The organism is Rhizobium centroccidentale (assembly GCF_030182565.1).
GTDB lineage: Bacteria > Pseudomonadota > Alphaproteobacteria > Rhizobiales > Rhizobiaceae > Rhizobium.
Window position 1 is genome coordinate 19,750 of sequence record NZ_JAQJCG010000006.1, and the last position, 25,581, is coordinate 45,330.

A 25,581-nucleotide genomic window follows, 5' to 3' on the forward strand; every position below is an offset into this window, starting at 1 on the left:
CTGTACTCTCATGTTACAGTCAGCACATGCGATCGGAACTCATAACGCATGATAGCAGTCTCCATATTGAACCGCCTCATCATGGCCGCAATCACCCTCTTCGGAGTGGCGGTGATCGTCTTCGTGCTGTTACGCGTCGTGCCGGGTGATCCGATCGCGATGATGATCTCGCCGGGCGCAAGCCCCGCCGATATCGCAGCACTGCGTGCCCATTACGGCCTCGATGCGAGCCTGACCACGCAATTCTGGCTCTGGCTGAAATCGGTTCTGATAGGCGATTTCGGGACATCGATTTCCCTGAAGCGCGATGTGCTCTCCCTCCTCGGCGAGCGCCTCCCGGCAACGCTGGAGCTTGCCTTCGCCGCGTTGGTGCTGGCCATTCTGCTCGGCGGCGCGGTCGCGATCATCGGCACGCTTGCCCGCCGTACGATTTTCGAGCCTTTGATCGACAGCCTCAACGGCCTTTTCCTTGCCGTTCCGGATTTCGTCTGGGCTCTCGCACTTGTTCTTGTCCTTGGCGTTCTCTTTCCGCTTTTCCCACTCTCCGGCCGTATCGATCCGAGCATCGACGCACAATTCGCAACCCCTTTTTATCTCATCGAAAGCCTCGTAACATTTCGCTTCGGCATCTTCGCGGATATCTGCGCCCATATGGTCATGCTGGTCCTGGCGCTCGGCCTGCCGCTCGCCGCCATCATCGCCCGCGTGCTGAAGGCAGCGCTCTCCGAGGCCATGGTGCAGGACTATATTCTGCTCGCCAAGCTGAAAGGCATGTCCGAGCTGCGGCTGGTGCTGCAGGAGGCGCTGCGCAATGCCGTCGGCCCGACGATCGCGCTGACCGGCGTGCAATTCACCTTCCTGATCGGCGGCACCGTCATCGTCGAGCGCATCTTCGCCTATCCCGGTATCGGCAATATGGCAATCGATGCCGTCATCAACCGCGACCTGCCGCTGATTCAGGGACTTGTTCTGGTCTTCGGCGCTCTCTTCATTCTCGTCAATCTGGCGGTCGACCTCCTGGTCGCGGCCTTCAATCCGAGGCTCGCCCATGGCTGACGTCATCTCGCCCGCCATACAGCAACCACCATCAAGGCTAGCGAAACGCGTCCGCGCGCTGCTTTCCGAGCCAAAGGTGATCTTCGGCGGCGGCTTCATTCTCATCCTCCTCATCCTCGCGATCTTTGCGCCCTATATCGCGCCGAAGGATCCGCTGGAGCAGGATCTGATGTCCGGCACGCTACCGCCGGCATGGATCGAAGGCTCTGATCCCGGTTTCCTGCTGGGGACGGATGATCTCGGCCGGGATGTGCTCTCGCGCGCGATCTTCGGCACGCGCATCGCGCTGACGGTCGCCTTCGTCGCAGCCGGACTTGCGGCATTGATCGGCACGTTGCTCGGCCTTCTCGCCGGCTGGTATGGCAGCTGGATCGACAAGGTGATCTCCCGCCTCGTTGACATCTGGATGGCCTTCCCGCCGGTGCTACTGTCGATATTGCTCGTGGCCGTCTTCGGCTCCGGCGTGCATTCGGTCATCGCCGCTATCGTCATCATCGACTGGACGCGCTTCTGTCGCGTCGTGCGGTCGGAAACGCAGGCGCAGGCGCGCATGGATTACGTGACCGCCGCCCACACCATCGGCTTTTCGCGGGCGAAAATTCTCTTCAGCGAGATCCTGCCCAATGTGACGCCCGTGCTCATCGCCCTTGTCAGCCTGGAAATGGGCATCGCCGTCATCGTCGAAGCCATTCTGTCCTTCGTCGGCCTGTCTGTCGCATCGGACACGCCGACCTGGGGCGGCATGATCGCCGAGGGGCGGCAGATGATCTATCAAGGCTGGTGGGTGCTGGTCGTGCCGCTGATCGCGCTCTTCGCGACGGTGCTTGCCTTCAATCAACTCGGCGACGGCCTGCGGCGCGCCCTCGATCCGGTCATGCGCCGATGACATCTCCGCTTCTCTCCATGACCGGCCTCAGCGCCGTATCCGATCGCGATGGCGGCGCACCGATCCTGCGCGACGTTTCCCTGACGCTTGAACGCGGCGAAGTACGCGGGCTCGTTGGCGAAAGCGGCGCCGGAAAATCGACCATCGCCAAAGCCCTGCTCGGCATCCTGCCGCGCAGCGTCCGCATCACGAGCGGCTCGATATTGTTCGAGAATCGCGATCTCCTCACGCTCTCCGCCAGGGATCTGCGAGATATCATGGGAAGCGATATCTCGCTCATCCCGCAGGATCCGCAGACGGCGCTCAATCCCGGTCGACGCATCGAGGCGCAACTGACCGATGGCCTACGGTTGAAGCGGGGCATGTCATCGGGCGACGCCCGCCGGCGCGCACTGAAGCTGTTGGAGGAAGTGCACATCCGCGATCCCGAACGTGTACTGCGCGCTTATCCCCACGAACTGTCTGGCGGCATGCGCCAGCGCATATTGATCGCCGCCGCCTTCGCGCTCGAACCGAAGCTGGTCGTCGCTGACGAGCCCACTACCGCGCTCGATGTCACCGTTCAGAAGCAGATCCTGCGGCTGATCCGCGGCCTGCAGGAAGCGCATGGCACCGCGGTGATCTTCGTCACGCATGATCTCGGCGTCGTCGCCCAGATCTGCGACAGCGTGACCCTGCTCTATGCCGGCAAGGTGATCGAAGAGGGGCGCACAAGTGACGTGCTGGCGCATCCCAAGCATATCTACACGAAATCCTTGATATCGGCCGGGCCGCGCTACGACCGGCCGGATACCGGGCTGACGCCGGTGCCGCAAGCGGTTTTCGAACAATTGCGCCGCGAGATCGGCATTCCGGAGGGAAGCCGATGAGCGTTTCCGACAATCTCCTGTCCGCTAGGGGCATCGAGGTCACCTATGGTGCCAAGCGGCATCTGTTCGGCCCGCCGGGCCTTGGCATCAAGGTACTGCACGGCGTCGATATCGATATCCGCCGCGGCGAAACAGTCGGCATTGTCGGCGAAAGCGGCTCGGGCAAGACGACCCTCGGCCGCGCCCTACTGCGGCTCGTCGATGTGACGGCAGGCAGCATCCATTTCGATGGCAGAGACATCACGCGTCTGCCGGCTACAGACATGCGGCCGCTGCGTCGGCGCATGCAGATGATCTTTCAGGACCCGATGGCCTCGCTCAACCCGCGCCACACGATCCGCCGCATCCTCGTCGAGCCGTTGCTGCTCCACAAACTCGCTTCTGATCGGAAAGACGCCGAGCACCAGGTCGCCGAAATCCTTGAGCGGGTGACGCTGCCGCAGGCCTGCCTCGACCGCAATCCGCATGAACTCTCGGGCGGCCAGCGCCAGCGCATCGGCATCGCGCGTGCTGCCCTGCTGAAGCCGGATTTCGTGCTCGCAGACGAAATCGTCTCCGGCCTCGACGTGTCGACGCAGGCGCAGGTTTTGAATCTGCTGAAGGAGCTTTCGCGCGATCTCGGCCTTTCCATGGCCTTCATCAGCCACGATCTCTCCGTCATCCGTGCCGTCTGCGACCGCGTCTATGTTCTGCGCAACGGTGGCGTCGAGGAGGAAGGCGATTGCGAGCGCGTCTTCACCGCACCCGCTTCCGCCTACACGCGCATGCTGCTCGATGCTATTCCCTTGCCGGAAATCGATCCGCATTGGCTCGGCCGCGAGACGGGCCAGGAAAACGCTGCCTGATAAGCACTCGGAGGTTCAGTTGCGCAGGCGGAAGCGCTGTATCTTGCCCGATTCCGTCTTCGGCAGAGCTTCGACGAAGATAATGGAACGCGGATATTTGTAAGGCGCGATGACGGTCTTCACATGATCCTGCAGCTTGCGAACCTGCAGATCCGAGGCAACAATGCCGGGCGCCAGCACGACATGGGCCTGCACGATATGGCCTCTCTCCTCGTCGGGCTTACCGACGACGGCGCATTCCAGCACATCTGTATGCGAAAGAAGGGCCGCTTCCACTTCCGGTCCGGCAATATTGTAACCGGCCGAAAGAATGATGTCGTCGGAACGCGCGGCGAAGTGGAAATAGCCTTCATCGTCGTGAACGAAGCTGTCGCCGGTCACATTCCAGCCATCCCGCACATAATCGACCTGCCTGTGGTCGGCGAGATAGCGGCAGCCGATCGGCCCACGAACGACCAGTTTGCCGATGGTCCCGCGCGGCACCTCGTTCATCTCGTCATCGACGACGCGAGCCTCATAGCCCCTCAGCGGCTTTCCCGTGCAGTTCGGCTTGGCATCGGAGAGATGATTGGAGATGAAGATATGCAGCATCTCGGTCGAACCGATGCCGTCGAGGATCGGTTTGCCGGTCTTGCGCGTCCACTCCTCGAAGATCGGCCCCGGCAGCGTCTCGCCGGCGGAAACCGCGACCCGAAGCGAGGAGAGATCCGCCCCCTCTTCCATCGCCGCCAGCATGGCACGATAGGCTGTCGGCGCGGTGAAGCTGATGGTCGCGCCGTACTCCTGGATGATCTCGACCATGTTCTTCGGCGAGGCATTTTCGAGCAGTGCCGTCGATGCGCCGAAGCGCAGGGGAAAGACGACCAAACCGCCGAGCCCGAAGGTGAAGGCGATCGGCGGCGAGCCGATGAAGACGTCATCCGGCGTCACCTGCAGAACTTCCCTGGCATAGGCGTCGGCTATGATCAGGATATCGCGATGGAAATGCATCGTCGCCTTCGGCATACCCGTCGAGCCCGAGGTGAAACCGAGCAGCGCCACGTCATCCCGCCCGGTTTTGACCGCTTCAAAGCGCACCGGCTTGTTGAGCGCGATGCGGTCAAGCTCGGCATCATGGTTGGCGGTGCCGTCGAAGCCCACCACCTGCTTCAGGAAGCGGCTATCCTTGGCGGCGGCGATCAGTTCCTCCAGCAGCCGCGTATCGCAAAGCGCAAACGAGATTTCCGCCTTGTCGATAATCTTCGAAAGCTCGCCGGCCCGCAGCATCGGCATGGTATTGACCGCGACGGCGCCGACCTTCGTCACTGCCAGCCAGCAGGCGATCATGGCGGGGTTGTTGCCGGAACGGATGAGGACACGATTGCCCGGCTTCACGCCGAAATCCTCGATGAGCGCATGGGCGATGCGGTTGGTCCAGTCCGCCAGCTCCTTGTAGGTGCGGCGGCGGCCGTTGCCGATCAGGGCCACGTGATCGGCGAAGCCCTTCTCCACCATCCGGTCGCTGAGTTCGAAGCCGGCATTCAGCCATTCCGGATAGTCGAAACCCTCCATCCGCAGCTCGGGCCATTCATCGAAGGGCGGCAGATTGTCTCGCGTGAATGTATCGGTATGACCGGTCGGTCCCAGCATTGCCTTGCTCCCGCATTCTTATCGATCAAATCGCCAGCATCGCCGTTTCCCCGCGGCGCATGCGGCATTGCTGAAAAAGATCGCACCGAAGCGCGGAATGTTCAAGCAAGAAATTTTAAGCCTAAACTAGTTTTGAATTCCCATTGATTTAGAAGCGAAATTTCCGATTTGCACAGTACCGTGACTATCAGCTTTCCGCAGATTTGGGGAGGAAAAGCCTTGACGAATGGCCTCAACAATATATTTTAAACTTAAATTATTTTGAGATCGGTTTCAGCCGAAGGAGGAGGGAAAGCGATGCGCATCGTCTGTATCGGCGGCGGCCCCGCAGGGCTTTACTTCGCGCTTCTGATGAAGAAGCTCCATCCCGAACACTCCATCCGCGTCGTCGAGCGCAATCGTCCCTATGACACCTTCGGCTGGGGCGTCGTCTTCTCCGATGCGACCATGGTTTCGATGCGGGAATGGGACCCGGAAAGTGCCGCCGAAATCGAAGATGCCTTCAACCATTGGGACGATATCGAAGTCCTCTTCAAGGGCACCCGCCAGCGCACATCCGGCCACGGCTTTGTCGGCATCGGCCGCAAGAAGCTTTTGAATATCCTGCAGCGTCGCTGCGAAGCGCTCGGCGTCGAATTGATCTTCGAGACGGACGTCAATTCCGACCTCGATTATCCCGATGCGGATCTGATCATCGGCTCCGACGGCCTCAATTCCAAGATCCGCAATCATTACCCCGAAGTCTTCCAGCCTGACATGATCACCCGGCCGAACCGCTATATCTGGCTCGGCACCAACAAGCTTTTCGACGCCTTCACCTTCGATTTCCGCCGCACCGATCACGGTTGGTTCCAGGCGCATATCTACAAGTTCGACGACAAGACCTCGACCTTCATCGTCGAGACGACGGAAGAGGCCTATCTTGCCCATGGCCTCGACAAGATGGACCAGGACGGCTCCATCGCCTTCTGCGAAAACCTGTTCTCGGAAGTGCTCGAAGGCGCTTCGCTGATGACTAATGCCCGCCACATCCGCGGCTCGGCATGGCTGAACTTCAATCGCCTTATCTGCGGCAAGTGGAGCCATTTCAACGGCAATTCCCATGTGGTGCTGATGGGCGACGCCGCCCATACAGCGCATTTCGCCATCGGCTCCGGCACCAAGCTTGCCATCGATGACGCGATCGAGCTGACGCGGCAGTTCCAGATTCACGGGCAGGAGAAGGACAAGATACCGGCCGTCCTCGAAACCTATGAGGAAATCCGCCGCGTCGACGTCGCCCGCATCCAGAACGCCGCCCGCAATGCGATGGAATGGTTCGAAGTCGTTGGCCGCCGCTATGCCGATACGCTAGAGCCGCCGCAATTCATGTATTCGATGCTGACCCGCTCGCAGCGCATCAGCCACGAAAATCTGCGGCTGCGCGACAAGACCTGGCTTGAAGGCTATGAGCGCTGGTTCGCCGAGAAATCCGGTCTCGCCGTCGGCAACGACCGCTGCCTGCCGCCGATGTTCACGCCCTATCGCCTGCGCGACGTTCAACTCGTCAACCGTATCGTGGTCTCGCCGATGGCCATGTATTCCGCTGAAAATGGCGTGATGAACGACTTCCATATCGTCCATCTCGGCTCGCGCGCGCTTGGCGGCGCGGGGCTGATCTTCGCGGAAATGACCTGCGTCACCCCGGATGCCCGCATCACTCCCGGCTGTCTTGGCCTTTGGAACGAGGAACAGGTCGCGCAATGGAAGCGCCTCGTCGACTTCGTTCACATGAACAGCGCCGCCAAGGTCGGCATCCAGCTCGGCCATGCCGGGCGAAAGGGCGCGACGAAGCTTGCCTGGGAAGGCATCGACCAGCCGCTCCCCGAAGGCGACTGGCCGCTGATCTCGGCATCATCAGTCCCCTACCTTAGGAATAGCCAGGTGCCGAAGGCTATGGATCGCGCCGATATGGACCGCGTCAAAGCCGACTTCATCCGCTCGACGGAACTTGCCATTAAGACCGGCGCCGACTGGCTGGAACTGCATTGCGCTCACGGCTATCTGTTATCGAGCTTCCTGTCGCCTCTCACCAATCTGCGTGATGACGAGTATGGCGGCAGCCATGAAAACCGCGCTCGCTACCCCCTGGAGATTTTTCACGCGATCCGCGCCATCTGGCCGGCGGACAAGCCGATCTCGGTTCGTCTCTCCTGCCATGACTGGACCGATGGCGGGAACACGCCGGAAGATGCCGCGATCTTCGCGCGCATGTTCAAGGAGGCCGACGCCGACCTGATCGACTGCTCCTCGGGTCAGGTCTCGAAACAGGAAAAGCCCGTCTACGGCCGCCTGTTCCAGACGCCCTTCTCCGACAAGATCCGCAACGAGATCGGCATCCCGACGATTGCCGTTGGTGCGATCTCGGAAGCCGATCATGCCAATTCGATCATCGCCGCCGGCCGTGCCGATCTCTGCGCCATCGCCCGCCCGCATCTGGCGGACCCGGCGTGGGCGCTGCATGAAGCCGCCAAGATCGGCCTGACTTCCATTCCCTGGCCGAAGCAATATGTTTCCGGCAAGATTCAGTATGAAACCAACCTCGCCCGCGCGGCCACGGCAGCACCGGCGAAATGAGGATCGAATGACGACTTCGGGCAAACTCGCCGGCCGTCACGCCCTCGTCACCGGGGCCGGCAGCGGCATAGGTTCTGCGATCGCCACGGCACTTGCTGCCGAAGGCGCGCGTGTCAGCCTAGCTGGTCGCCGCCGCGAGCCGCTGGAAGCGGTTGCCGCCGAAATCCGCGCCCATGCATTCGTGGTTGATGGCTTCGATGTCACCAGCCCCGACGCCGTTACCCAAGGCCTTGCCAAGGCACGCGAGAAATTCGGTCTTGTCGATATCCTCATCAACAATGCCGGCGAAGCGCCAAGCGCGCCCTTCGAGAAGACGACCTTGGAGGCCTGGAACCACGTTCTCTCGGTCGACCTCACCGGTGTCTTCGTGGTGACGCAGGCTGCCCTCCCCGATCTGAAAGCCCGTGGTGCCGGCGCGCGGATCATCAACATCGCCTCGACGGCTGGCCTGAAGGGCTACGGCTATGTGTCGGCTTACGTCGCCGCCAAGCACGGCGTCGTCGGCCTCACTCGCTCGCTGGCGCTGGAACTGGCGAAAACCGGTATTACCGTGAACGCCGTCTGCCCCGGCTTTACCGATACGCCGATCATCCAGCGATCGATCGAGACGATCGTTGCCAAGACCGGGCGCACGGCCGAGCAGGCGCTTGCCGAGTTCACGAAGTCCAATCCGCAGGGACGTCTCGTCAGGCCGGAAGAGGTCGCCGATACCGTGGTATGGCTGGCCTCTCCGGCCGCGGCATCGATCAATGGACAGGCAATCGCGGTTGCCGGTGGGGAGATTTGAGGGATGAGCGATCGGGACATGACTATGAAGGGACATCTGAAGCCCTTCAAGGATTATAAGCCGGAGCACTTCCTTTGGGATGTCAGCGAAGACGGCCGCGTCGCCACCATCCGCCTCAACCGTCCTGAGCGTAAGAATCCGCTGACCTTCGACAGCTATGCCGAACTGCGCGATCTTTTCCGCGATCTCGTCTATGCATCGGATATCCGCGCCATCGTGCTGACCGGCGCCGGCGGCAATTTCTCCTCCGGCGGTGATGTCTTCGAGATCATCGAGCCGCTGACGCGCATGGCAATGCCCGAGCTTCTGGCCTTCACGCGCATGACCGGCGATCTCGTCAAGGCGATGCGCAAGTGCCCGCAGCCGATCATCTCGGCAGTGGACGGCATCTGCGCCGGCGCCGGTGCCATCCTTGCCATGGCCTCCGATCTGAGGCTCGCGACGCCCGAAGCCAAGACCGCCTTCCTGTTCACCCGCGTCGGTCTTGCCGGTGCGGATATGGGCGCATGCGGCATCCTTCCCCGCATCATCGGCCAGGGCCGCGCCGCCGAACTCCTCTTCACCGGCCGATCGATGACGGCAGCGGAAGGACAGGCCTGGGGCTTCTACAACGGCCTGCACCCTAGCACCGACCTCGAGAGCGAAGCAGTCAAACTCGCCCGCTCGCTGGCCGACGGTCCGTGGTTCGCCCACGGCATGACCAAAACCATGCTGAACCAGGAATGGGCGATGGGCATCGATGAAATGATCGAATCTGAAGCGCAGGCGCAGGCGATCTGCATGGCGACGCAGGATTTCCGCCGCGCCTTCGAGGCTTTCGCCGCCAAGCGCCGGCCGGAATTCCAGGGGGATTGAGGGGATGTCCGCGACAAACAGCCTCCCCGGCCCGACGCGCGATCATCTGGATTGGCCCTTCTTCGAGGAGCGTCATCATCGTTTTGCCGCCGAGGTCGATGCCTTCGCGAAATCCGGCGCGATGACGTCTATCGATCACGCCGATATCGATAGCGCGTGCCGCAAGCTGGTCAAAGCGCTGGGCGACGCCGAGCTTCTGACCGCCGCAACCGGTTCGTCGGACAGCGAACCGCTCATCGATTCCCGCATGGTCTGCCTCGGCCGCGAAACGCTCGCCTGGCATGACGGCCTTGCCGATTTTGCCTTTGCCATGCAGGGCCTCGGCACCGGTGCGATCGGCCTCTCCGGCTCGCCCGAATTGCGCTCGGCCGTTCTACCCAAGGTGCGCTCGGGTGACTGGCTCGCCGCCTTCGCATTGTCGGAAAAGGACGCCGGCTCCGACGTGGCCGCCATGAGCTGCACTGCCCGCCTCGATGGCGATCACTATATTCTCGACGGCGAGAAGACCTGGATCTCCAACGGCGGCATTGCCGAGGTCTATACCGTCTTTGCGCGCACCGGCGAAGCGCCGGGAACCCGCGGCATCTCTGCCTTCGTCGTCTTTGCCGACGATACCGGCTTCTCGATTGCCGAACGCATCGAGGTCATCGCGCCGCATCCGCTGGCGACGATCCGTTTCGACAATTGCCGCATTCCCGCTTCCCGCCGCCTCGGCGCGCCCGGCGAAGGCTTCAAGATCGCCATGCGCACGCTCGATATCTTCCGCGCCTCGGTCGCCGCAGCCGGCCTCGGCTTTGCCCGCCGCGCGCTCGATGAATCCCTTGCCCATGCGCGGTCACGTCCGATGTTCGGCGCGGCGCTGGCCGACCTTCAGTTGACGCAGGCCGCCCTCGGCGATATGGCGACCGGCATCGACGCGGCGGCATTGCTCACCTACCGGGCAGCCTGGTGTCGCGACGTACAGCGCTTGCCGACGACGCGCGAGGCTGCCATGGCCAAGATGACGGCGACGGAAACCGCGCAAAGCGTCATCGACCGCGCCGTCCAGCTCTTTGGCGGACGCGGCGTGAAGTCGGGCGAGATAACGGAAAAACTCTATCGGGAGATCCGCGCGCTACGCATCTATGAAGGTGCGACGGAAGTTCAGAAACTCATCGTCGCGCGCGAACTTCTGAAGACCTAGAGCAATTCCAGGAAAGGCGCGAAGCGGTTTTCCGTCCGGAATTGCGTGAACAAAGAAATTGAGCGGTTCAGTGCTAACTGAAAACACTGAACCGCTCTAATGGGAGATTGAGAGCATGAGCCGCGAGATTTTCGACTGGGCCGATCCGTTCCGGCTGACGGAGCAGCTAAGCGACGACGAACGCATGGTGCTGGATACTGCGCATTCCTATGCGCAGGAAAAGCTTGCGCCCCGCGTGCTGGAAGCCTTCCGTCATGAAAAGACCGATCCGGCGATTTTCCGCGAAATGGGTGAACTCGGCCTGCTCGGCCCGACAATCTCGCCGGAATATGGCGGCGCCGGCCTCAGCTACGTCGCCTATGGCCTGATCGCCCGCGAAGTTGAACGCGTCGACAGCGGCTATCGCTCGATGATGAGCGTTCAGTCCTCGCTCGTCATGGTGCCGATCGAGACCTTCGGCTCGGAAGCGCAGAAGCAGAAATATCTGCCGAAGCTTGCAACTGGCGAATGGATCGGCTGCTTTGGCCTCACCGAGCCGAACCACGGCTCCGATCCCGGCTCGATGGTGACACGCGCAAAGAAGGTCGATGGCGGCTACAGCTTGACCGGCGCCAAGACCTGGATTTCCAACGCGCCGATCGCCGATGTCTTCGTCGTCTGGGCCAAGACCGAGGACGGTCTTATTCGCGGCTTCATCCTTGAAAAGGGCTGGAAAGGCCTGTCGGCGCCTGCCATCCACGGCAAGGTGGGCTTGCGCGCCTCTATAACGGGCGAAGTCGTGATGGATAATGTCTTCGTGCCCGAAGAAAACCTGATGCCGAACGTATCCGGCCTCAAGGGTCCCTTCACCTGCCTCAACTCCGCACGCTTCGGCATTGCCTGGGGTGCGCTCGGCGCGGCAGAGGATTGCTATGCCAGGGCACGTCAGTACGTGCTCGACCGCAAGCAGTTCGGCCGTCCCCTCGCCGCCAATCAGCTGATCCAGAAGAAGCTTGCCGACATGGTGACCGAGATCACGCTCGGCCTGCAGGGTTGCCTGCGGCTTGGCCGCATGAAGGAAGAGGGCCATCCGCCTGTCGAGCTTACCTCCATCCTCAAGCGCAACAGCTGCGGCAAGGCGCTGGATATCGCCCGGGCCGCCCGCGACATGCTGGGTGGTAACGGCATCTCGGATGAGTTCGGCATCGCGCGCCATCTCGTCAACCTCGAAGTGGTCAACACCTATGAGGGCACGCACGACATCCACGCCCTCATCCTCGGCCGCGCCATCACTGGCATCGCCGCCTTTTCGAACTGAGGCCGGCCGTGGCGTTCAGAACCATCAGACCCCTGCGCTTCGGAGATTGCGATCCATCAGGCATCGCCTATTTCCCATCCTATCTAAACATCCTCGTCGGGGTGCTGGAAGACTATTTCGCTTCGATCGGCTTCTCCTGGCGAAAACTGATCGACGACCGCCGCATCGGTGTCCCCACGGTGCGGCTCGATCTGACCTTCATCAAGCCGGGCCTGCAGGGTGACGATCTCGAATTCCTGCTTTCGGTCCATGGTGTCGGCCGCTCCTCGCTCGATCTGCAACATCAGGTCTCGGCGAATGGCCTTGTGCTGTGGACGGCCAAACATCGCGTCGTCGCCACCTCGCTCGATACGCACACATCCCTTGAATGGCCGGAGGATATCCGCGCCGCGCTGACCTCTCATCTGGAGACGACCGATGCACACCATCCTGCAACCTGAGGGCTGGGCCAAGCCGATCGGCTATGCCAATGGCATGGCGGCGACGGGCCGCATGGTGTTCGTCGGCGGCCAGGTCGGCTGGAATGCCGCCTGCGAATTCGAAAGCGACGATTTCGTCGAGCAGGTGCGCCAGACGCTGAAGAATGTCGTCGCCATTCTCGCCGAAGGCGGCGCCGAACCGAAGCATATCACGTCCATGACCTGGTATTTCACCGACAAGCAGGAGTATCTCGGTAACCTTAAGGGCATCGGCCAGGCCTACCGCGAGATCATCGGCCGGCACTTCCCTGCCATGGCCGCCGTACAAGTCGTCGCCCTCGTCGAAGATCGCGCGAAGATCGAGATCCAGGCAACGGCCGTGATCCCGGAATAATATCGCACGGAGTGGTAGGTCATGTCGGCACTACGCTTTTCGGACACCATCTCGGCGGCGTTGACCGACGGGATCCTCGTCGTCACTATCGATAATGCCCCCGTCAACGCGCTCTCTGCCGATGTCCGGGCTGGCCTGATGGCGGCGTTTGATCACGCTGAAAAAGACGGCGCGGTTAAGGGCGTCGTACTGACCGGCACCGGCAACAGCTTCATCGGTGGCGCCGACATCAAGGAATTCGGCAAGCCGCCGGTCCAGCCGCATCTACCTGATGTCATTTCCCGCATCGAATTCTCTCCGAAACCCGTTGTCGCAGCAATCAACGGTGTTGCGCTGGGCGGCGGTCTGGAAGTGGCGCTCGCCTGCCATCGTCGCCTTGCCGCGCCGGCCGCGAAGCTCGGCCTGCCGGAAGTTAAACTCGGCATCGTACCCGGCGCCGGCGGCACGCAGCGCCTGCCGCGTCTGACAGGCATCGCCGCCGCCATCGATATGATCGCCAATGCACGCATTGTATCGGCTGCCGAAGCCCTCAAGCTCGGCATTGTCGATGGTGTGGCCAAGGGCGAACTGATCGCCGAAGCTATCGTCGACACCAAGACGGCCAACGCCGCTGCGCTGCGCCGCACGGGATCGCTGACGGTTCCTCCAGAAGCTGCAGATGCAATCGACAAGGCGGCATCAGACGCATTGCGCAAGGCACGTAGCCAGCGTGCGCCTGCCGAGGCCATCCGCCTCGTGCGGCTGGCGACGACCGTCTCTTTGTCGGAAGGTCTCGCCGAGGAACGCCGCACCTTCATCGAGCTTCGCGACAGCGAAGAGGCCGCAGCGTTGCGCCATGTCTTTTTCGCCGAGCGTGCCGCGGGCAAGGTCGAGCGACTGGAGGCCGTTGCCCCACGCAAAATCGAAACCATCGGCATTGTCGGCACCGGCCTGATGGGCTCGGGCATTGCCGTCTCGGCTCTCAATGGCGGCTTTCGCGTGATCGGAGTCGAGCAGAATGCCGACGCGGCTGACAAAGGGCGCGAGCGTATCGCCGGCCTCCTCGATAAGGCCGTGCAGTCCGGTCGCCTCGATGCGGCGGGGCGAGAAGATCGCTTAGGCCGGCTGACCGTCACCGCCAATATGCAGCAGCTGGTGCAGGCCGATCTCGTCATCGAAGCTGTCTTCGACGATCTCACCGTTAAGACCGAGCTGTTCCAGCGCCTCGATACGATCGTTCGCGCCGACGCGGTTCTTGCCACCAATACGAGCTATCTCGACCCCGACGTAATCGCCGCCGCAACGCAACGACCAGAGCGCGTCGTCGGCCTGCACTTCTTCTCGCCCGCCAATGTCATGCGGCTCCTGGAAGTGGTGAAGTGCAAGAACACGGCGCCGGATGCGCTGGCGACGGCCCTTGCCCTTGCAAAACGGCTCGGCAAGTTGCCTGTCGTATCGGGGGTCACCGAAGGCTTCATCGGCAACCGCATCTTTTCCGCCTATCGCCGCGAAGCGGAATACATGGTTGAGGACGGCGCCTCGCCGCTGGAGATCGACGCGGCACTGGAGGCCTATGGCTTTCCGATGGGACCTTTTGCCGTGTTCGACATGGCGGGGCTGGAAATCGCCTGGGCACGCCGCAAGCGGCAGGCTGCGACACGCGATCCGGCTGAGCGCTACGTCGTCATCGCCGACCGGCTCTGCGAAGCCGGCCGTTTCGGCCAGAAGACCGGCCGCGGCTGGTATGCCTATCCCAACGGCAAACGGACTGTTGATCCCGAGGTAACGGCCGTGATCGAAGCCGCGCGCGCTGAAAAAGGCATTGTACCAAGGAGCTTCACCGCGGAAGAGATCGTCAGCCGCCTGCTGAAAGCCATGGCCATCGAAGGCGAGGCGCTGCTTGCGGAAAGCATCGCCGCCCGCGCCAGTGATATCGATCTCGTAATGATCAATGGCTATGGCTTCCCGGCAAGCAAGGGCGGCCCGATGTTTGCGGCCGGCCGCCGCTGAAAGCGGTCACGCAGAGGGGTCAGGCCGCCGAAGACAGCAGCGTGAACAATTCCTGCGGCCGCTTGACGCCGCGCAACGCGTAGCGGCCGACGGAAACGAGATCGTTGCTTTGCTGACCCGATAGCGCCTCGATGAAATTCGACGACATCAGGATGTTGCGGTCGGCCGACCGGCACATCGAAGCGATGCGGCTGACTTCGTTGACGGCCGGGCCGATGACGGTGAAATCCAGCCGGTCCATACTGCCGATATTGCCGTAGAAGACATCGCCGATATGCAGACCGAGATAGACGTCCGTTACGGGGCGGCCTTCGATCTGCCGCTGCGAGTTGAGGTCGCGCAACCGCTGGCGCAGCAGCGATTCCGCCATCAGGGCAGCGGCGCAGGCATCGGCGGAATTGCGAGCCTTGAAGATTGCCAGCGTGCCATCGCCGATGAGCTTCAGCACGTTGCCGCCCGCCTCGTGGATCGAGGAGATGACCGCATCGGCATAGGCATTCAGCATCGGTATGATTTCATCCGGCTCGGCCGTATCCGAGATGCGCGTGTAATTGGCGAGATCGGAAAACCAGAGGGCTGCCGAAATCCGCTCGGTCTTGCCTCGGGTAATCTTGCCTTCGAGCACATGCCGCGCTGCGTCCTCGCCGAGATAGACTTCGGCGATAGTGCGGGCGATGCGGCTCATGCCGGTGCATTTGATCGCCAAAGCCAGCGCCGGCGTCAGCTTGCGCAGCACGCGCAGATCTTCCTCCGGAAAGCCGACCTCATGTGCGGTGGCAAAGTTGGAATAGAAGCAATCCATCTCGCCGATCGTGCCGCCCTCTTCGAAACGGTGGATCATGGCGATGTAGTCGGTGTGACCATCGGCTAGCAGCGTATCGAGCCCGTAGAAATCGGTCGGGTCGCCGAAGCCGATACGCCGGCGCACCTCGTCTCCACCCGTCATCAGCATGTGATAGAAGGCGGAACGCTGCCAGTTTTCAGAGGCAATCCCCTGTTGCGTCGGGCCATATTCGAACTCGCGCTCGATGATCTGATTGCCGTCCCAGCGGAAGGCGCGGCCCTCATAGACCGGATGCAGCGTATCCATCAGCGCCATGGCCCGATCGATGTTGAGACCATGCTGACGGCACTGCTCGCAGAAACCCGAGAGGATATCGACTTCCGTCATCCCCTTGAGACCGGCCTGCATGAGCCAGCTGGCAATTTCGCCAATGTCCTTCGCGTCCATGGATATCTCCCGACCCTCTGAAGGAATCGCTTTAGTACGAAACTCCAAGGCTTGGAATGCTGTACAACGCAAAATAGCCCTGATGCACGCAACAGATCGCCGCTTCTGTGGCACAGAAGCGGCGATTTGACACGCTCAAAGGATGATCGCTGGCCTTAGGCCTTTGCATGCGGCTTCAGCAGGTCTTCCAGGCCGATGCGCCGGAAAAGCTCTGCCCGAACCCGATCGGCAACACCGTTGACGATCTCAGCACCATCCTCTGAAGGATCTACATGGGTACGGAACGGCCGCGAACCAAACGGCATGTCGATAATATCCACGATTGCCGTCGCCACCGAAGCGGCATCGGCATCCGCCGGCTCCAGCGACGCAAGCCCCTTCAGCGCCTGATCGGGAACGCCGGCATAGGGGCCGTCATCATATTCGGCGGCGCGAGCCTTGTCGGCTGGGGAACCGGAATGAGCGAAGTGGTTGGTGCCCTTCGTGAAGGCACCCGGCACGATGATAGCGGTTTCGATGCCCCAGCGTGTCAGTTCGGATGCATAGGACACGGCAAGCGAGTCCATGGCGGCCTTGGCTGCGAAATAAGGCGAGAGGTACGGCGGCGTACCGCCGCGCGTGCTCGACGAGGAGACCCAGACGACCAGTCCCTTTCCTTGCCTGCGCATGTAGGGCAGCACGGCGCGATTGACGCGCTGGGTGCTGAGCACGTTGATATCGTACAACTCGGCGAACTGCGCAGGCGTGAAGGCCTCTGCCGGGCCGAAGGACATATGGCCGGCATTATGGATGATGGTATCGATGTGGCCCTGCTCGGCGATGACGGCGGCAATGCCGGCGTCGACGGAAGCATCCGAGGCAACATCGAGTTCGACGGTTCTGAGATCGACGCTGTTTTCTTTGGCGAAAGCCGCTGCTGCCTCGACCTGCGCTGCATTGCGTCCTTTGGTTTCGCGGATTCCTGCATAGACTGTATGGCCTGCCTTGGCGAGCGCGCGTGCCGTCAGAGCGCCGAAGCCGCTCGATGCGCCAGTGATTACGATGACTTGCTTGCTCATGATCCTGTTCCTTCAGAGGATTGGCTGTTGTTGACGATGAAGTGGAGGACGGCAGGCATTGCGCTGCCGCCTAATTGGCTCAGATCATGCCGCCATTGGCGCGCAGCGTCTGGCCGTTGATCCAGCCGCCATCCGGACCGACGAGGAAGGAGACGGCAGCAGCGATATCCTGCGGCGTGCCCAGGCGCTCCAGCGGGTTCATCTTGGCCATGCGGTTGATGAGCTCGTCGCTCTTGCCATTCAGGAAGAGATCGGTGGCCGTCGGGCCGGGCGCGATCGCATTGACCGTGATCGAGCGGCCGCGCAGTTCCTTCGCCATGATGCCGGTCAGAAGCTCGACGCCGGCCTTGGTTGCGGCATAGACGCCGTAGGTTTCGAGCTTCAGGCCGACGATGCTGGTCGAGAAATTGACGATACGGCCGCCGTCACGCAGGCGTTTGCCGGCTTCGCGCAACGTGTTGAACGTGCCCTTGAGGTTGATGGCGATGTGGCGGTCGAAATGCGCGTCATCGGCCTCGGCAATCTTGGCAAGCTGCATGATGCCGGCATTGTTGACGAGGACATCGACACCGCCGAAGGCAGCTTCGGCTGCGTCGAACATGCGGCGCACGGCTTCGACATCGGAAACATCGGCCTTCGTGGTCAGCGCCTTGCCACCCTTTTCCTCGATCTTGCGGGCGAGTTCCTCGGCGGCGGCTTCGCTGCCGGAATAATTGATGACGACGGTGAAGCCATCCTCGGCCAGACGCTCTGCAACGGCGGCGCCGATGCCGCGCGATGCGCCGGTGACGATTGCTACCTTATTAGAATTGCTGCTCATTTCCTCATCCTTCGTTGCTTTTGCGCCTTAGCGCGTTTCGATGAGGAGAAGATGCCCCTTTTCATGGGGCGGATAATCAGCCAATAGTCGGCATCACTATCCGAAATCAGCGAACAAATAATATGGACAGATTCGATGCCATGCGTGTGTTTTGCCGGGTCGTGGAACGGCGCAGCTTCACGCTGGCGGCCGAAGATACCGGTCTGCCCCGCTCGACGGTAACGGACGCGATCAAGCAGGTCGAGGCGCGTCTCGGCGTACGCCTGCTGCAGCGCACGACGCGGCACGTCAGCCCGACGCTCGACGGCGAAGCCTATTATCAGCGCTGCCTGCGCATCCTCTCCGATATCGAGGATGCTGAAGGCGCCTTTGCCGGGGCAAAGCCAAAGGGCGTCTTGCGCGTCGACGTACATGGAACGCTTGCACGGCACTTCGTCCTGCCGAACCTGACCTCCTTCCTCGAAACCTATCCCGATATCGAATTGCAGATCACCGAGGGCGACCGGTTCGTCGATCTCATCCGCGAGGGGATAGACTGCGTGCTGCGTGTCGGTACGCTGCAGGATAGTGACATGATCGGCCGCCGCGTCGCGATGCTGGAAGAGGTGACACTTGCGGCACCCGCCTATGTCGAACGTTTCGGCATGCCCGCCCATCCGGAGAAGCTCGACGGCCACCGCATGGTTGGCTTCCGCTCCTCCGCAACGGGCGGATTGCTGCCGCTGGAATTCCAGATCGATGGCGCCGTGCGCGAAATCACCCTGCCGGCCACCATCTCCGTCAACGCGGCCGAGAGCTATTTCGCCGCGGCCAAGCTCGGCCTCGGCATGATCCAGGTTCCGAGCTATCACGCAGAGGAAGCCTTACGATCGGGCGAGCTGCTGCATGTCCTTGAGGACTATCCACCGACCCGAACGCCCGTCTCGATGCTCTATCCGCGCAGCCGCCAGCTTTCGCCACGGGTCCGCGTCTTCATAGATTGGCTTGTGAAGGTTTTTGCCGGGCAGAACAGCCCCGAAGCCGAGGACGGATGAATATTCCGCGAAAGCGATCAAATAAATGAAATCGGCTCTTTGAATGCGCGGCCGGCACGCCTACGTCGTAGTGCATTATCCTGTGGGCGCCGCCGTTACGACGTCATGATAGCCCAGTGATTTTCGAGAGAGAGCCCATGACCGAACAGAAGCAATTGAAGCTGGGCGCCTTCATGCGTCCCGTCAGCCTGCATACCGGCGCCTGGCGTTATCCCGGCGCCTATCCGGACGCCAACTTCAATTTTCAGCACATCAAAAGCTTCGCGCAGGAGCTGGAAAAGGCGAAATTCGACGCCTTCTTCATGGCTGATCACCTGGCGGTTCTCAACATGCCGATCGAGGCGCTCAAGCGCAGCCACACTGTGACCTCCTTCGAGCCCTTCACCCTGCTTTCGGCGCTCGCCGCCGTTACCGACAGGATCGGGCTCGTCGCCACGGCGTCGACCACCTTCGACTTGCCCTACCACATCGCCCGCCGCTTCGCTTCCCTCGACCACATCAGCGGCGGCCGCGCCGGCTGGAATATCGTCACCACATCCAATCCCGATGCCGCCCTTAATTTCGGCCTCGAAGAACACATGGAACATGGCGAGCGCTACCATCGAGCTCGCGAGTTCTACGATGTCGTGACCGGCCTCTGGGACAGCTTCGCCGACGATGCCTTCATCCGCGACGCCGAAAGCGGCATCTTCTTCGATCCCGAGCGGCTGCATGTCCTCGGGCACAAGGGAGAGGAACTGAGCGTCCGCGGGCCTCTTAACATCGCGCGACCGCCGCAGGGCTGGCCCGTCATCGTGCAGGCCGGGCAATCGGATGCCGGCCGCCAGCTTGCCGCCGAAACCGCCGAAGCGGTCTTCGCAGCCCCCCGTAATCTTGCTGACGGCAAGTCGATCTTTGCCGATATCAAGGGACGGATGAAGGCGATCGGGCGCAATCCGGATCATCTGAAGATCCTGCCCGCCGCCTTCATCGTCGTCGGCGACACGATCGAGGAGGCGAAGGCGAAACGAGCAAAGCTCGACAGCCTTGTCCATTACGACAGCGCCATCGCATCGCTATCGATCGCGTTGGGGCATGATGCTTCCAAGTTTGATCCCGATGGCCCGCTGCCGGAGATTCCGGAGACCAACGCCAGCAAGAGCGGCCGCGAACGCGTCATCGCGCTTGCCGAATCGGAGAAGCTGACCGTGCGCCAGCTTGCCCAGCGTCTCGGCGGCTATGCCGGCCTGGCCTTTGTCGGCACGCCTGAGAGTATTGCCGATGAGATGGAGCAATGGCTGCACGAGGAAGGCTCCGACGGTTTCAATGTCGTCTTCCCCTTCCTGCCCCAGGGCCTGCTTGACGTGACCACCCGCGTCGTTCCAGAGCTTCAGCGCCGCGGCATCTTCCGTCGCGACTACGAAGGCACGACATTGCGCGAACACCTCGGCCTGCCACGGCCGGAAAACCGCTTCTTCAAGGCTGCCGCTGAAGCCGCGCAGTAAGAGAGATGACATGAGCCATATCACGCCGATCGATTATGAGACTGCTTCCGAGGCCGTGCGTGCCGAGCATGATCGCGAAATGCAGCTGCGCGGTCGCATGACGAACATGAAGCGGACATTGCTGCATTCGCCGGTCGCGCATCGTATCTATGCGGAATGGTTTCCTTTGCGCGAGGAATTGCGTCCCGCGCTGGACGATCGCGCCGTCTGGCTGCTCTGCCATGCCATTGCGATCGAATGCCGCTCGATCATCCCGGTCGGCTTCTTCCGGCGCGCGCTCATTAATGCCGGCCTAACGCCGGAAACGATCGTGCCGAGCGAAGAAGAGGCGCTACTGATCGAATTCGGCAAGGCGATCGTCAGGGATTCCAACGCCATTCCCGAAGAGATTTGGGCACGGTTGAAAGCGCGCTATGACGAGCCGACGCTTGCCAACCTCGTGGCTTTCGCGGGAATCATGATCGCAACCGCGATCTACAACAATGCCGTGAAGGTGGATATCGACCCGGAGCTCGGGCCTTATCTTGAAGGGTTTGAGTTTCCGGCGAAGTGACGAAATTGCCCCTCACCCTAACCCTCTCCCCGCACGCGGGAAGAGGGAATGACCTCTGTATCCTCGCCCAACTCAGCGCGAGAGAGGAAACGGCGATGGCGCGGCCATCCCTTCTCCCCGTCAAAACGGGGAGAAGGTGCCCGACAGGGCGGATGAGGGGCTTTAGCGACTATCCCGAAATCGTCGTCTCGAACTGCGGATTGCCGCGGATCGTGTTGCTCACAGTGCAAATCTCATCTTCGGCCGCATGCGCGATCGCGTTGCGCACCTCATCACTGAAATCGCCCTTGATCGTGAAGGCGATGTTGAATTTCTCCACGCGGGACAGGCCTTCGGTCGCCTTTTCGCCCGTCACGACGGCTGTGACCTCGGTGAGCTTGTCCAGCACGCCGAGGCTGCTGGCTGCCATGCGGGCGCTCAAGACCAGGCAGGCCGAGAGCGACGAATAGAGCAGGTCGAGCGGATTGAAACCCGGCTGCGACGGCGAAGTGACGATGTCGATTTCGCCACCCGTCACCGACGTCACATGCGGAAAGCCGGTGCGGCCGACCGTGGCGGTCGCGCCCGTCTGCCTCGTCTTCACTTTCAGTTCGGCCATGTCGAAAATCCTTGAAATAAAAGCGGGAAACCCTTTCCTTCTACATAGGGATTCATCGCGCGGGACACAATTGCAGTTCGTGGCACTTGCGTCTTCCAGCCAGTTAAGCCACCAAATGGTTACAGGCTCTGAGAAGCAATTTCAGGAAAAATGCGCAGCGGTTTTCCGTCCGGAATTGCGTATAAACGCTCTAGCAAACAGGCAGTTCGACATGACCGTTACCGATCCCCGCGCCTTCCTGACCTCGCTGTTCGATGCCGCGGTTCGTGCCGCCGATCCGTTGACCGGCATTCGCACGCATCTGCCGGCCAAACCGAAGGGTCGCACGATCGTCGTCGGCGCCGGTAAGGGATCTGCCCAGATGGCGGCCGCGCTGGAGCAATGCTGGGACGGCCCGCTGGAAGGCCTTGTCGTGACGCGATACGGTTTTTCAGCCCCCTGCCGCCGGATCGAGATCATCGAAGCCGCCCATCCCGTGCCGGACGAAGCAGGCCTCGTCGCTTCCCGCCGGCTTCTGAAACTTGTCGAGGGCCTGACGGAGGACGATCTGGTGATCGCGCTGATATCAGGCGGTGGCTCGGCGCTGCTACCTTCACCGGCCGGCGCTCTGAGCCTTGCAGACGAAATCGCCGTCAACAAGGCGCTGCTTGCCTCCGGCGCACCGATCTCGGCGATGAATGTCATCCGCAAGCATCTGTCGACCATCAAGGGCGGCCGGCTGGCTGCCGCGGCCCATCCCGCCAAAGTCGTCTCCCTCGTCGTCTCGGACATTCCCGGCGACGACCCTGCCCTGGTGGCCTCCGGCCCGACCGTGCCAGGCGCCGGCACGCGCGCCGAAGCGCTCGACCTCATCCGCCTCTACCAGATCGAACTGCCGCCAGCCGTTCTCGCCTATATCGGAAAGGTCGAGGCCGACACGCCGCGCCCGGACGATCCTCGTTTTGCCGGCAATGAAGTGCATCTCATCGCATCCGCTGGCGTCTCGTTGGAGGCTGCCGCCGATGTGGCACGTGCCGCCGGCATCGAAGCCGCCATCCTCTCCGACGCCATCGAGGGCGAGGCTCGCGAAGCTGCGCATGTCCACGCCGCCATCGCCCGCGAAGTGCTTCACCGCAACAGGCCTTTCGCCAAACCGATCGTGCTGCTGTCAGGCGGCGAAACGACTGTAACGCTGAAAGGCAAGGGCAAGGGCGGACGGAACTCGGAATTCCTGCTGTCGCTCGCCATCGATATCGACGGCCACTCCGGCATTCACGCCATGGCTGCGGACACTGATGGCATCGACGGTAGCGAGAACAATGCCGGCGCCTTTGCCGATGCTGGTACGGTGGCGCGACTGCGAGAGGCTGGACTGGTGCCGGCCGAGATGCTGGCGAACAACGATGCCTGGACGGCTTTCAACGCCATCGGCGATCTTTTCGCCCCCGGCCCGACCGGAACGAACGTCAATGACTTCCGTGCCATCCTGATCGCGTAACCACCGGAAACGGGTGCTTAGACAATTGCAGTGCAATCGTCACAGCGCCAATAGGCGGCTGCGGTCGACGTCCATCGGAAGAAATGCCGGCTGCAATGGTCACATTCGATTTCCACGACGTGTGTCCTCTCGCCAACGATGAATGGCCTGGTCTTACTCCTGCGCTCGCTCTTCCATTGCTCGAGCTTCGTCACGGCCATGATTACCCTCCACGCAATACTCGCCTCGACAAGCAACAATCTAAAATAGGCTCAACTAATAAAAGAAATATTGCAAGTGCGAAGCGATTTTCCCCGCGAAAGGAGGACCAAAATTATCCGTAGTAGTGCATGGAAGACATAGTGCGCCGGCTTCCGGCCGCGGCGGGATCGCTCCATTAGAGCCGGATGATTTTAGGTCGGGTCGACCTAAAATCTAAATCCGCCCTAGAATCAAAGAAGTAGAGCGTGACGCCATCCGAAAACCGCTTACACTTTTCGGCATCACGCTCTAAAAATTGTGACAGCGGATATCGCCATTTTCGCGCGCGACGCCATGTCATGCGTTGGCGATTTTCCATCAAGATAATAATGGGAGGCATATTCATCATGCGCCACTTCCGCCAGCGGGCGATTTCGTCGGTAACCCTGGTCACATTTGCTCTCTTTTCCGTCACCGCCAGAGCTGCCGCGCCGCCACCGGTCGAGGCGGAGCATGGCATGGTGGTCACCGCTCAACATCTCGCCACCGATGTCGGCGTTGAGGTGCTGAAGAATGGCGGCAATGCCGTCGATGCCGCCGTTGCGGTCGGCTATGCGCTGGCCGTGGTCTACCCGACCGCCGGCAATATCGGCGGCGGCGGCTTCATGACCATCCGTATGCGCGACGGCAAGACGACCTTCCTCGATTTTCGCGAACGCGCACCCTTGGCGGCGACCAAAGGCATGTATCTCGACGACAAGGGCAATATCGTCAAAGGCGCCAGCACCGATGGCTATCTCGCCGTCGGCGTCCCCGGCTCGGTCATGGGCTTCGAGACGGCCCGCGAAAAATACGGCACCAAGTCCCGCCAGGATCTGATTGCGCCGGCCATTCGTTATGCCAAGGAAGGCTTCACGCTGAACCAGGCCGATGCTGCCGAACTGAATGAGGGCAAGGCGTGGCTGTCGCGCGACCCGGCCACCGCCGCGATCTTCACCAAGTCCGACGGCAAGCCCTTCGCAACAGGCGACAAGCTGGTCCAGCCGGATCTCGCCAATGCCCTATCCGGCATTTCCGATCAGGGGCCGGACGGCTTTTACAAGGGGCCGGTCGCCAACGCCATCGTCAAGGCAAGCCAGGACAAGGGCGGCATTCTCGCAAACCAGGATTTCGAACAATACAAGGTCCGCGAGCTCGAGCCCGTGAAGTGCAATTATCGCGGCTATGAGATCATTTCCTCGCCGCCGCCCTCCTCCGGCGGCGTCATCATCTGCGAAATCCTCAATGTGCTGGAAGGCTACCCGCTCTCCTATACCGGTTACGCCTCGGCCGACACGGTCCATTATATGGTCGAAGCCATGCGCTATGCCTATATCGACCGCAACTCGGCACTCGGCGATCCCGACTTCGTCGACAATCCCGTCAGCAAGCTGCTTGATAAAGCCTATGCCCAGAAGATCCGCGACGGCATCTCTCCGTACAAGGCCGGCGTTTCCAAGGATCTGATGCCCAAGGGCCTCGGCGAAAGCCACGAAACAACGCATTATTCGATCATCGACAATGACGGCAATGCTGTCGCCGTCACCTATACGCTGAACGGCTCCTTCGGCGCCGGCGTCGTTGCACCCGGCACAGGCATCCTCTTGAACAACGAGATGGACGACTTCACCTCCAAGCCCGGCGTGCCCAACCTTTATGGCCTGGTGCAGGGCGAGGCCAATGCCATCCAGCCGAAGAAGACGCCACTCTCCTCCATGAGCCCGACGATAGTCACCAAGGACGGCAAGCCCTTCATGGTGATCGGCAGCCCCGGCGGCTCGCGCATCATCACCATCACGCTGGAAGCGATCATCAACGTCATCGATTTCGGCATGAACATTCAGGAGGCAATCGATGCTCCGCGCATCCATCACCAATGGCTGCCCGACAAGGTCTATATGGAGCCGCGTGCGCTCTCACCCGATACGATCAAGCTTCTGACCGGCATGGGCTACACGGTTCAGGTCGACAATAGCTGGCCGATCTGGGGCCAGGCGGCCGGCATCCTTGTCGGCGGCAAGAGCCTCAGCGACATCGCCAAGGGCGGCGGCGCCCGCTACAACGGCGCCATGGATAGCCGCGCCGGCTCGGGGCTTGCCGAAGGCTATTGATCGCCTCGGCGCCTGCTGAAAACGGCGACTCGGACCGGTGCCACCACCAATTGGCACCGGTCTTTTTGCTTATGGCATCCGACCAAACGAGCACATTATCTTACGCGAAAAAACCAAGCGTGAGCATTTCGGCGCGATATCGCGCCAATTCATTCACCTCACGTTCATTTG

At 61.5% G+C, this 25,581-nt stretch carries 22 protein-coding genes; 17 read left to right on the forward strand and 5 right to left on the reverse strand.

The window, feature by feature from the left end:
- Window positions 1-48 precede the first annotated feature (48 nt).
- The 4 genes from PH562_RS10105 to PH562_RS10120 are packed head-to-tail and all read left to right on the forward strand — an operon-like array spanning window position 49 to window position 3,656.
- Window positions 49-1,056: an ABC transporter permease gene (locus tag PH562_RS10105; protein WP_285172853.1), complete on the forward strand. Its 1,008-nt coding sequence runs from the start codon at window positions 49-51 to the stop codon at window positions 1,054-1,056.
- A complete protein-coding gene (locus PH562_RS10110) occupies window positions 1,049-1,942 on the forward strand; it encodes an ABC transporter permease (protein WP_285172854.1) in 894 nt (297 codons plus the stop codon). The genes PH562_RS10105 and PH562_RS10110 overlap by 8 nt, the downstream gene beginning before the upstream one ends.
- On the forward strand, window positions 1,939-2,811 hold the full coding sequence (locus tag PH562_RS10115) for an ABC transporter ATP-binding protein (RefSeq protein ID WP_285172855.1): 873 nt from the start codon (window positions 1,939-1,941) through the stop codon (window positions 2,809-2,811). Before PH562_RS10110 ends, PH562_RS10115 begins: the two co-directional genes overlap by 4 nt.
- The gene (locus tag PH562_RS10120; protein ID WP_285172856.1) at window positions 2,808-3,656 is read left to right on the forward strand and encodes an ATP-binding cassette domain-containing protein; all 849 of its coding nucleotides are present in this window, start codon (window positions 2,808-2,810) and stop codon (window positions 3,654-3,656) included. The genes PH562_RS10115 and PH562_RS10120 overlap by 4 nt, the downstream gene beginning before the upstream one ends.
- A gap of 15 nt (window positions 3,657-3,671) precedes the next feature.
- Here PH562_RS10120 and PH562_RS10125 read toward each other — a convergent pair whose 3' ends face one another.
- Window positions 3,672-5,285 (reverse strand): AMP-binding protein, encoded by a 1,614-nt coding sequence (locus PH562_RS10125; RefSeq protein WP_285172857.1) that lies wholly within the window; start codon window positions 5,283-5,285, stop codon window positions 3,672-3,674.
- 297 nt (window positions 5,286-5,582) lie between these two features.
- On the opposite strand from PH562_RS10125, the gene PH562_RS10130 reads away from it, so the two are divergent.
- From PH562_RS10130 to PH562_RS10165, 8 genes are all read left to right on the forward strand, one after another.
- On the forward strand, window positions 5,583-7,901 hold the full coding sequence (locus PH562_RS10130; protein WP_285172858.1) for a bifunctional salicylyl-CoA 5-hydroxylase/oxidoreductase: 2,319 nt from the start codon (window positions 5,583-5,585) through the stop codon (window positions 7,899-7,901).
- A gap of 7 nt (window positions 7,902-7,908) precedes the next feature.
- On the forward strand, window positions 7,909-8,688 hold the full coding sequence (locus PH562_RS10135) for an SDR family NAD(P)-dependent oxidoreductase (RefSeq protein ID WP_285172859.1): 780 nt from the start codon (window positions 7,909-7,911) through the stop codon (window positions 8,686-8,688).
- A gap of 3 nt (window positions 8,689-8,691) precedes the next feature.
- On the forward strand, window positions 8,692-9,543 hold the full coding sequence (locus PH562_RS10140) for an enoyl-CoA hydratase family protein (protein ID WP_285172860.1): 852 nt from the start codon (window positions 8,692-8,694) through the stop codon (window positions 9,541-9,543).
- A 4-nt stretch (window positions 9,544-9,547) separates the two neighbouring features.
- Window positions 9,548-10,726 carry an acyl-CoA dehydrogenase family protein gene (locus PH562_RS10145; RefSeq protein WP_285172861.1) on the forward strand — a complete coding sequence of 393 codons (1,179 nt, stop codon included), beginning with the start codon at window positions 9,548-9,550 and terminating at the stop codon, window positions 10,724-10,726.
- 115 nt (window positions 10,727-10,841) lie between these two features.
- Window positions 10,842-12,023, forward strand: coding sequence for an acyl-CoA dehydrogenase (locus PH562_RS10150; RefSeq protein ID WP_113351660.1), 1,182 nt, complete (start codon window positions 10,842-10,844; stop codon window positions 12,021-12,023).
- An 8-nt stretch (window positions 12,024-12,031) separates the two neighbouring features.
- Window positions 12,032-12,463, forward strand: coding sequence for an acyl-CoA thioesterase (locus PH562_RS10155; protein ID WP_285172862.1), 432 nt, complete (start codon window positions 12,032-12,034; stop codon window positions 12,461-12,463).
- Complete coding sequence (locus PH562_RS10160; protein ID WP_069611780.1) at window positions 12,441-12,836, forward strand: RidA family protein; 396 nt, start codon at window positions 12,441-12,443, stop codon at window positions 12,834-12,836. Before PH562_RS10155 ends, PH562_RS10160 begins: the two co-directional genes overlap by 23 nt.
- Window positions 12,837-12,857: 21 nt before the next feature.
- Window positions 12,858-14,825 carry a 3-hydroxyacyl-CoA dehydrogenase NAD-binding domain-containing protein gene (locus tag PH562_RS10165; RefSeq protein WP_285172863.1) on the forward strand — a complete coding sequence of 656 codons (1,968 nt, stop codon included), beginning with the start codon at window positions 12,858-12,860 and terminating at the stop codon, window positions 14,823-14,825.
- A gap of 19 nt (window positions 14,826-14,844) precedes the next feature.
- Here the strand turns inward: PH562_RS10165 and PH562_RS10170 are convergent, their stop codons facing one another.
- The 3 genes from PH562_RS10170 to PH562_RS10180 all read right to left on the reverse strand — a co-directional run bounded on the left by PH562_RS10170 (window position 14,845) and on the right by PH562_RS10180 (window position 17,934).
- Window positions 14,845-16,056, reverse strand: coding sequence for an adenylate/guanylate cyclase domain-containing protein (locus PH562_RS10170; RefSeq protein ID WP_285172864.1), 1,212 nt, complete (start codon window positions 16,054-16,056; stop codon window positions 14,845-14,847).
- A gap of 155 nt (window positions 16,057-16,211) precedes the next feature.
- Window positions 16,212-17,114, reverse strand: coding sequence for an SDR family oxidoreductase (locus tag PH562_RS10175; RefSeq protein ID WP_285172865.1), 903 nt, complete (start codon window positions 17,112-17,114; stop codon window positions 16,212-16,214).
- A 79-nt stretch (window positions 17,115-17,193) separates the two neighbouring features.
- The gene (locus PH562_RS10180; protein WP_285172866.1) at window positions 17,194-17,934 is read right to left on the reverse strand and encodes an SDR family oxidoreductase; all 741 of its coding nucleotides are present in this window, start codon (window positions 17,932-17,934) and stop codon (window positions 17,194-17,196) included.
- 122 nt (window positions 17,935-18,056) lie between these two features.
- Here PH562_RS10180 and PH562_RS10185 point away from each other — a divergent pair, with 122 nt between their 5' ends.
- From PH562_RS10185 to PH562_RS10195, 3 genes are all read left to right on the forward strand, one after another.
- The gene (locus PH562_RS10185) at window positions 18,057-18,968 is read left to right on the forward strand and encodes a LysR family transcriptional regulator (RefSeq protein WP_285172867.1); all 912 of its coding nucleotides are present in this window, start codon (window positions 18,057-18,059) and stop codon (window positions 18,966-18,968) included.
- Window positions 18,969-19,105: 137 nt separating this feature from the next.
- The gene (locus PH562_RS10190) at window positions 19,106-20,452 is read left to right on the forward strand and encodes an LLM class flavin-dependent oxidoreductase (RefSeq protein WP_285172868.1); all 1,347 of its coding nucleotides are present in this window, start codon (window positions 19,106-19,108) and stop codon (window positions 20,450-20,452) included.
- Between the two features lie 10 nt (window positions 20,453-20,462).
- Window positions 20,463-21,005, forward strand: a complete 543-nt coding sequence (locus PH562_RS10195; protein ID WP_285172869.1) for a carboxymuconolactone decarboxylase family protein — start codon at window positions 20,463-20,465, stop codon at window positions 21,003-21,005.
- Between the two features lie 169 nt (window positions 21,006-21,174).
- On the opposite strand, the gene PH562_RS10200 is transcribed toward PH562_RS10195, so the two are convergent.
- Window positions 21,175-21,603 carry an OsmC family protein gene (locus PH562_RS10200; RefSeq protein WP_285172870.1) on the reverse strand — a complete coding sequence of 143 codons (429 nt, stop codon included), beginning with the start codon at window positions 21,601-21,603 and terminating at the stop codon, window positions 21,175-21,177.
- Between the two features lie 211 nt (window positions 21,604-21,814).
- Here PH562_RS10200 and PH562_RS10205 point away from each other — a divergent pair, with 211 nt between their 5' ends.
- Complete coding sequence (locus tag PH562_RS10205) at window positions 21,815-23,080, forward strand: glycerate kinase type-2 family protein (RefSeq protein ID WP_285172871.1); 1,266 nt, start codon at window positions 21,815-21,817, stop codon at window positions 23,078-23,080.
- Between the two features lie 587 nt (window positions 23,081-23,667).
- Window positions 23,668-25,410, forward strand: coding sequence for a gamma-glutamyltransferase (gene ggt, locus PH562_RS10210; RefSeq protein WP_285172872.1), 1,743 nt, complete (start codon window positions 23,668-23,670; stop codon window positions 25,408-25,410).
- Window positions 25,411-25,581 lie beyond the last annotated feature (171 nt).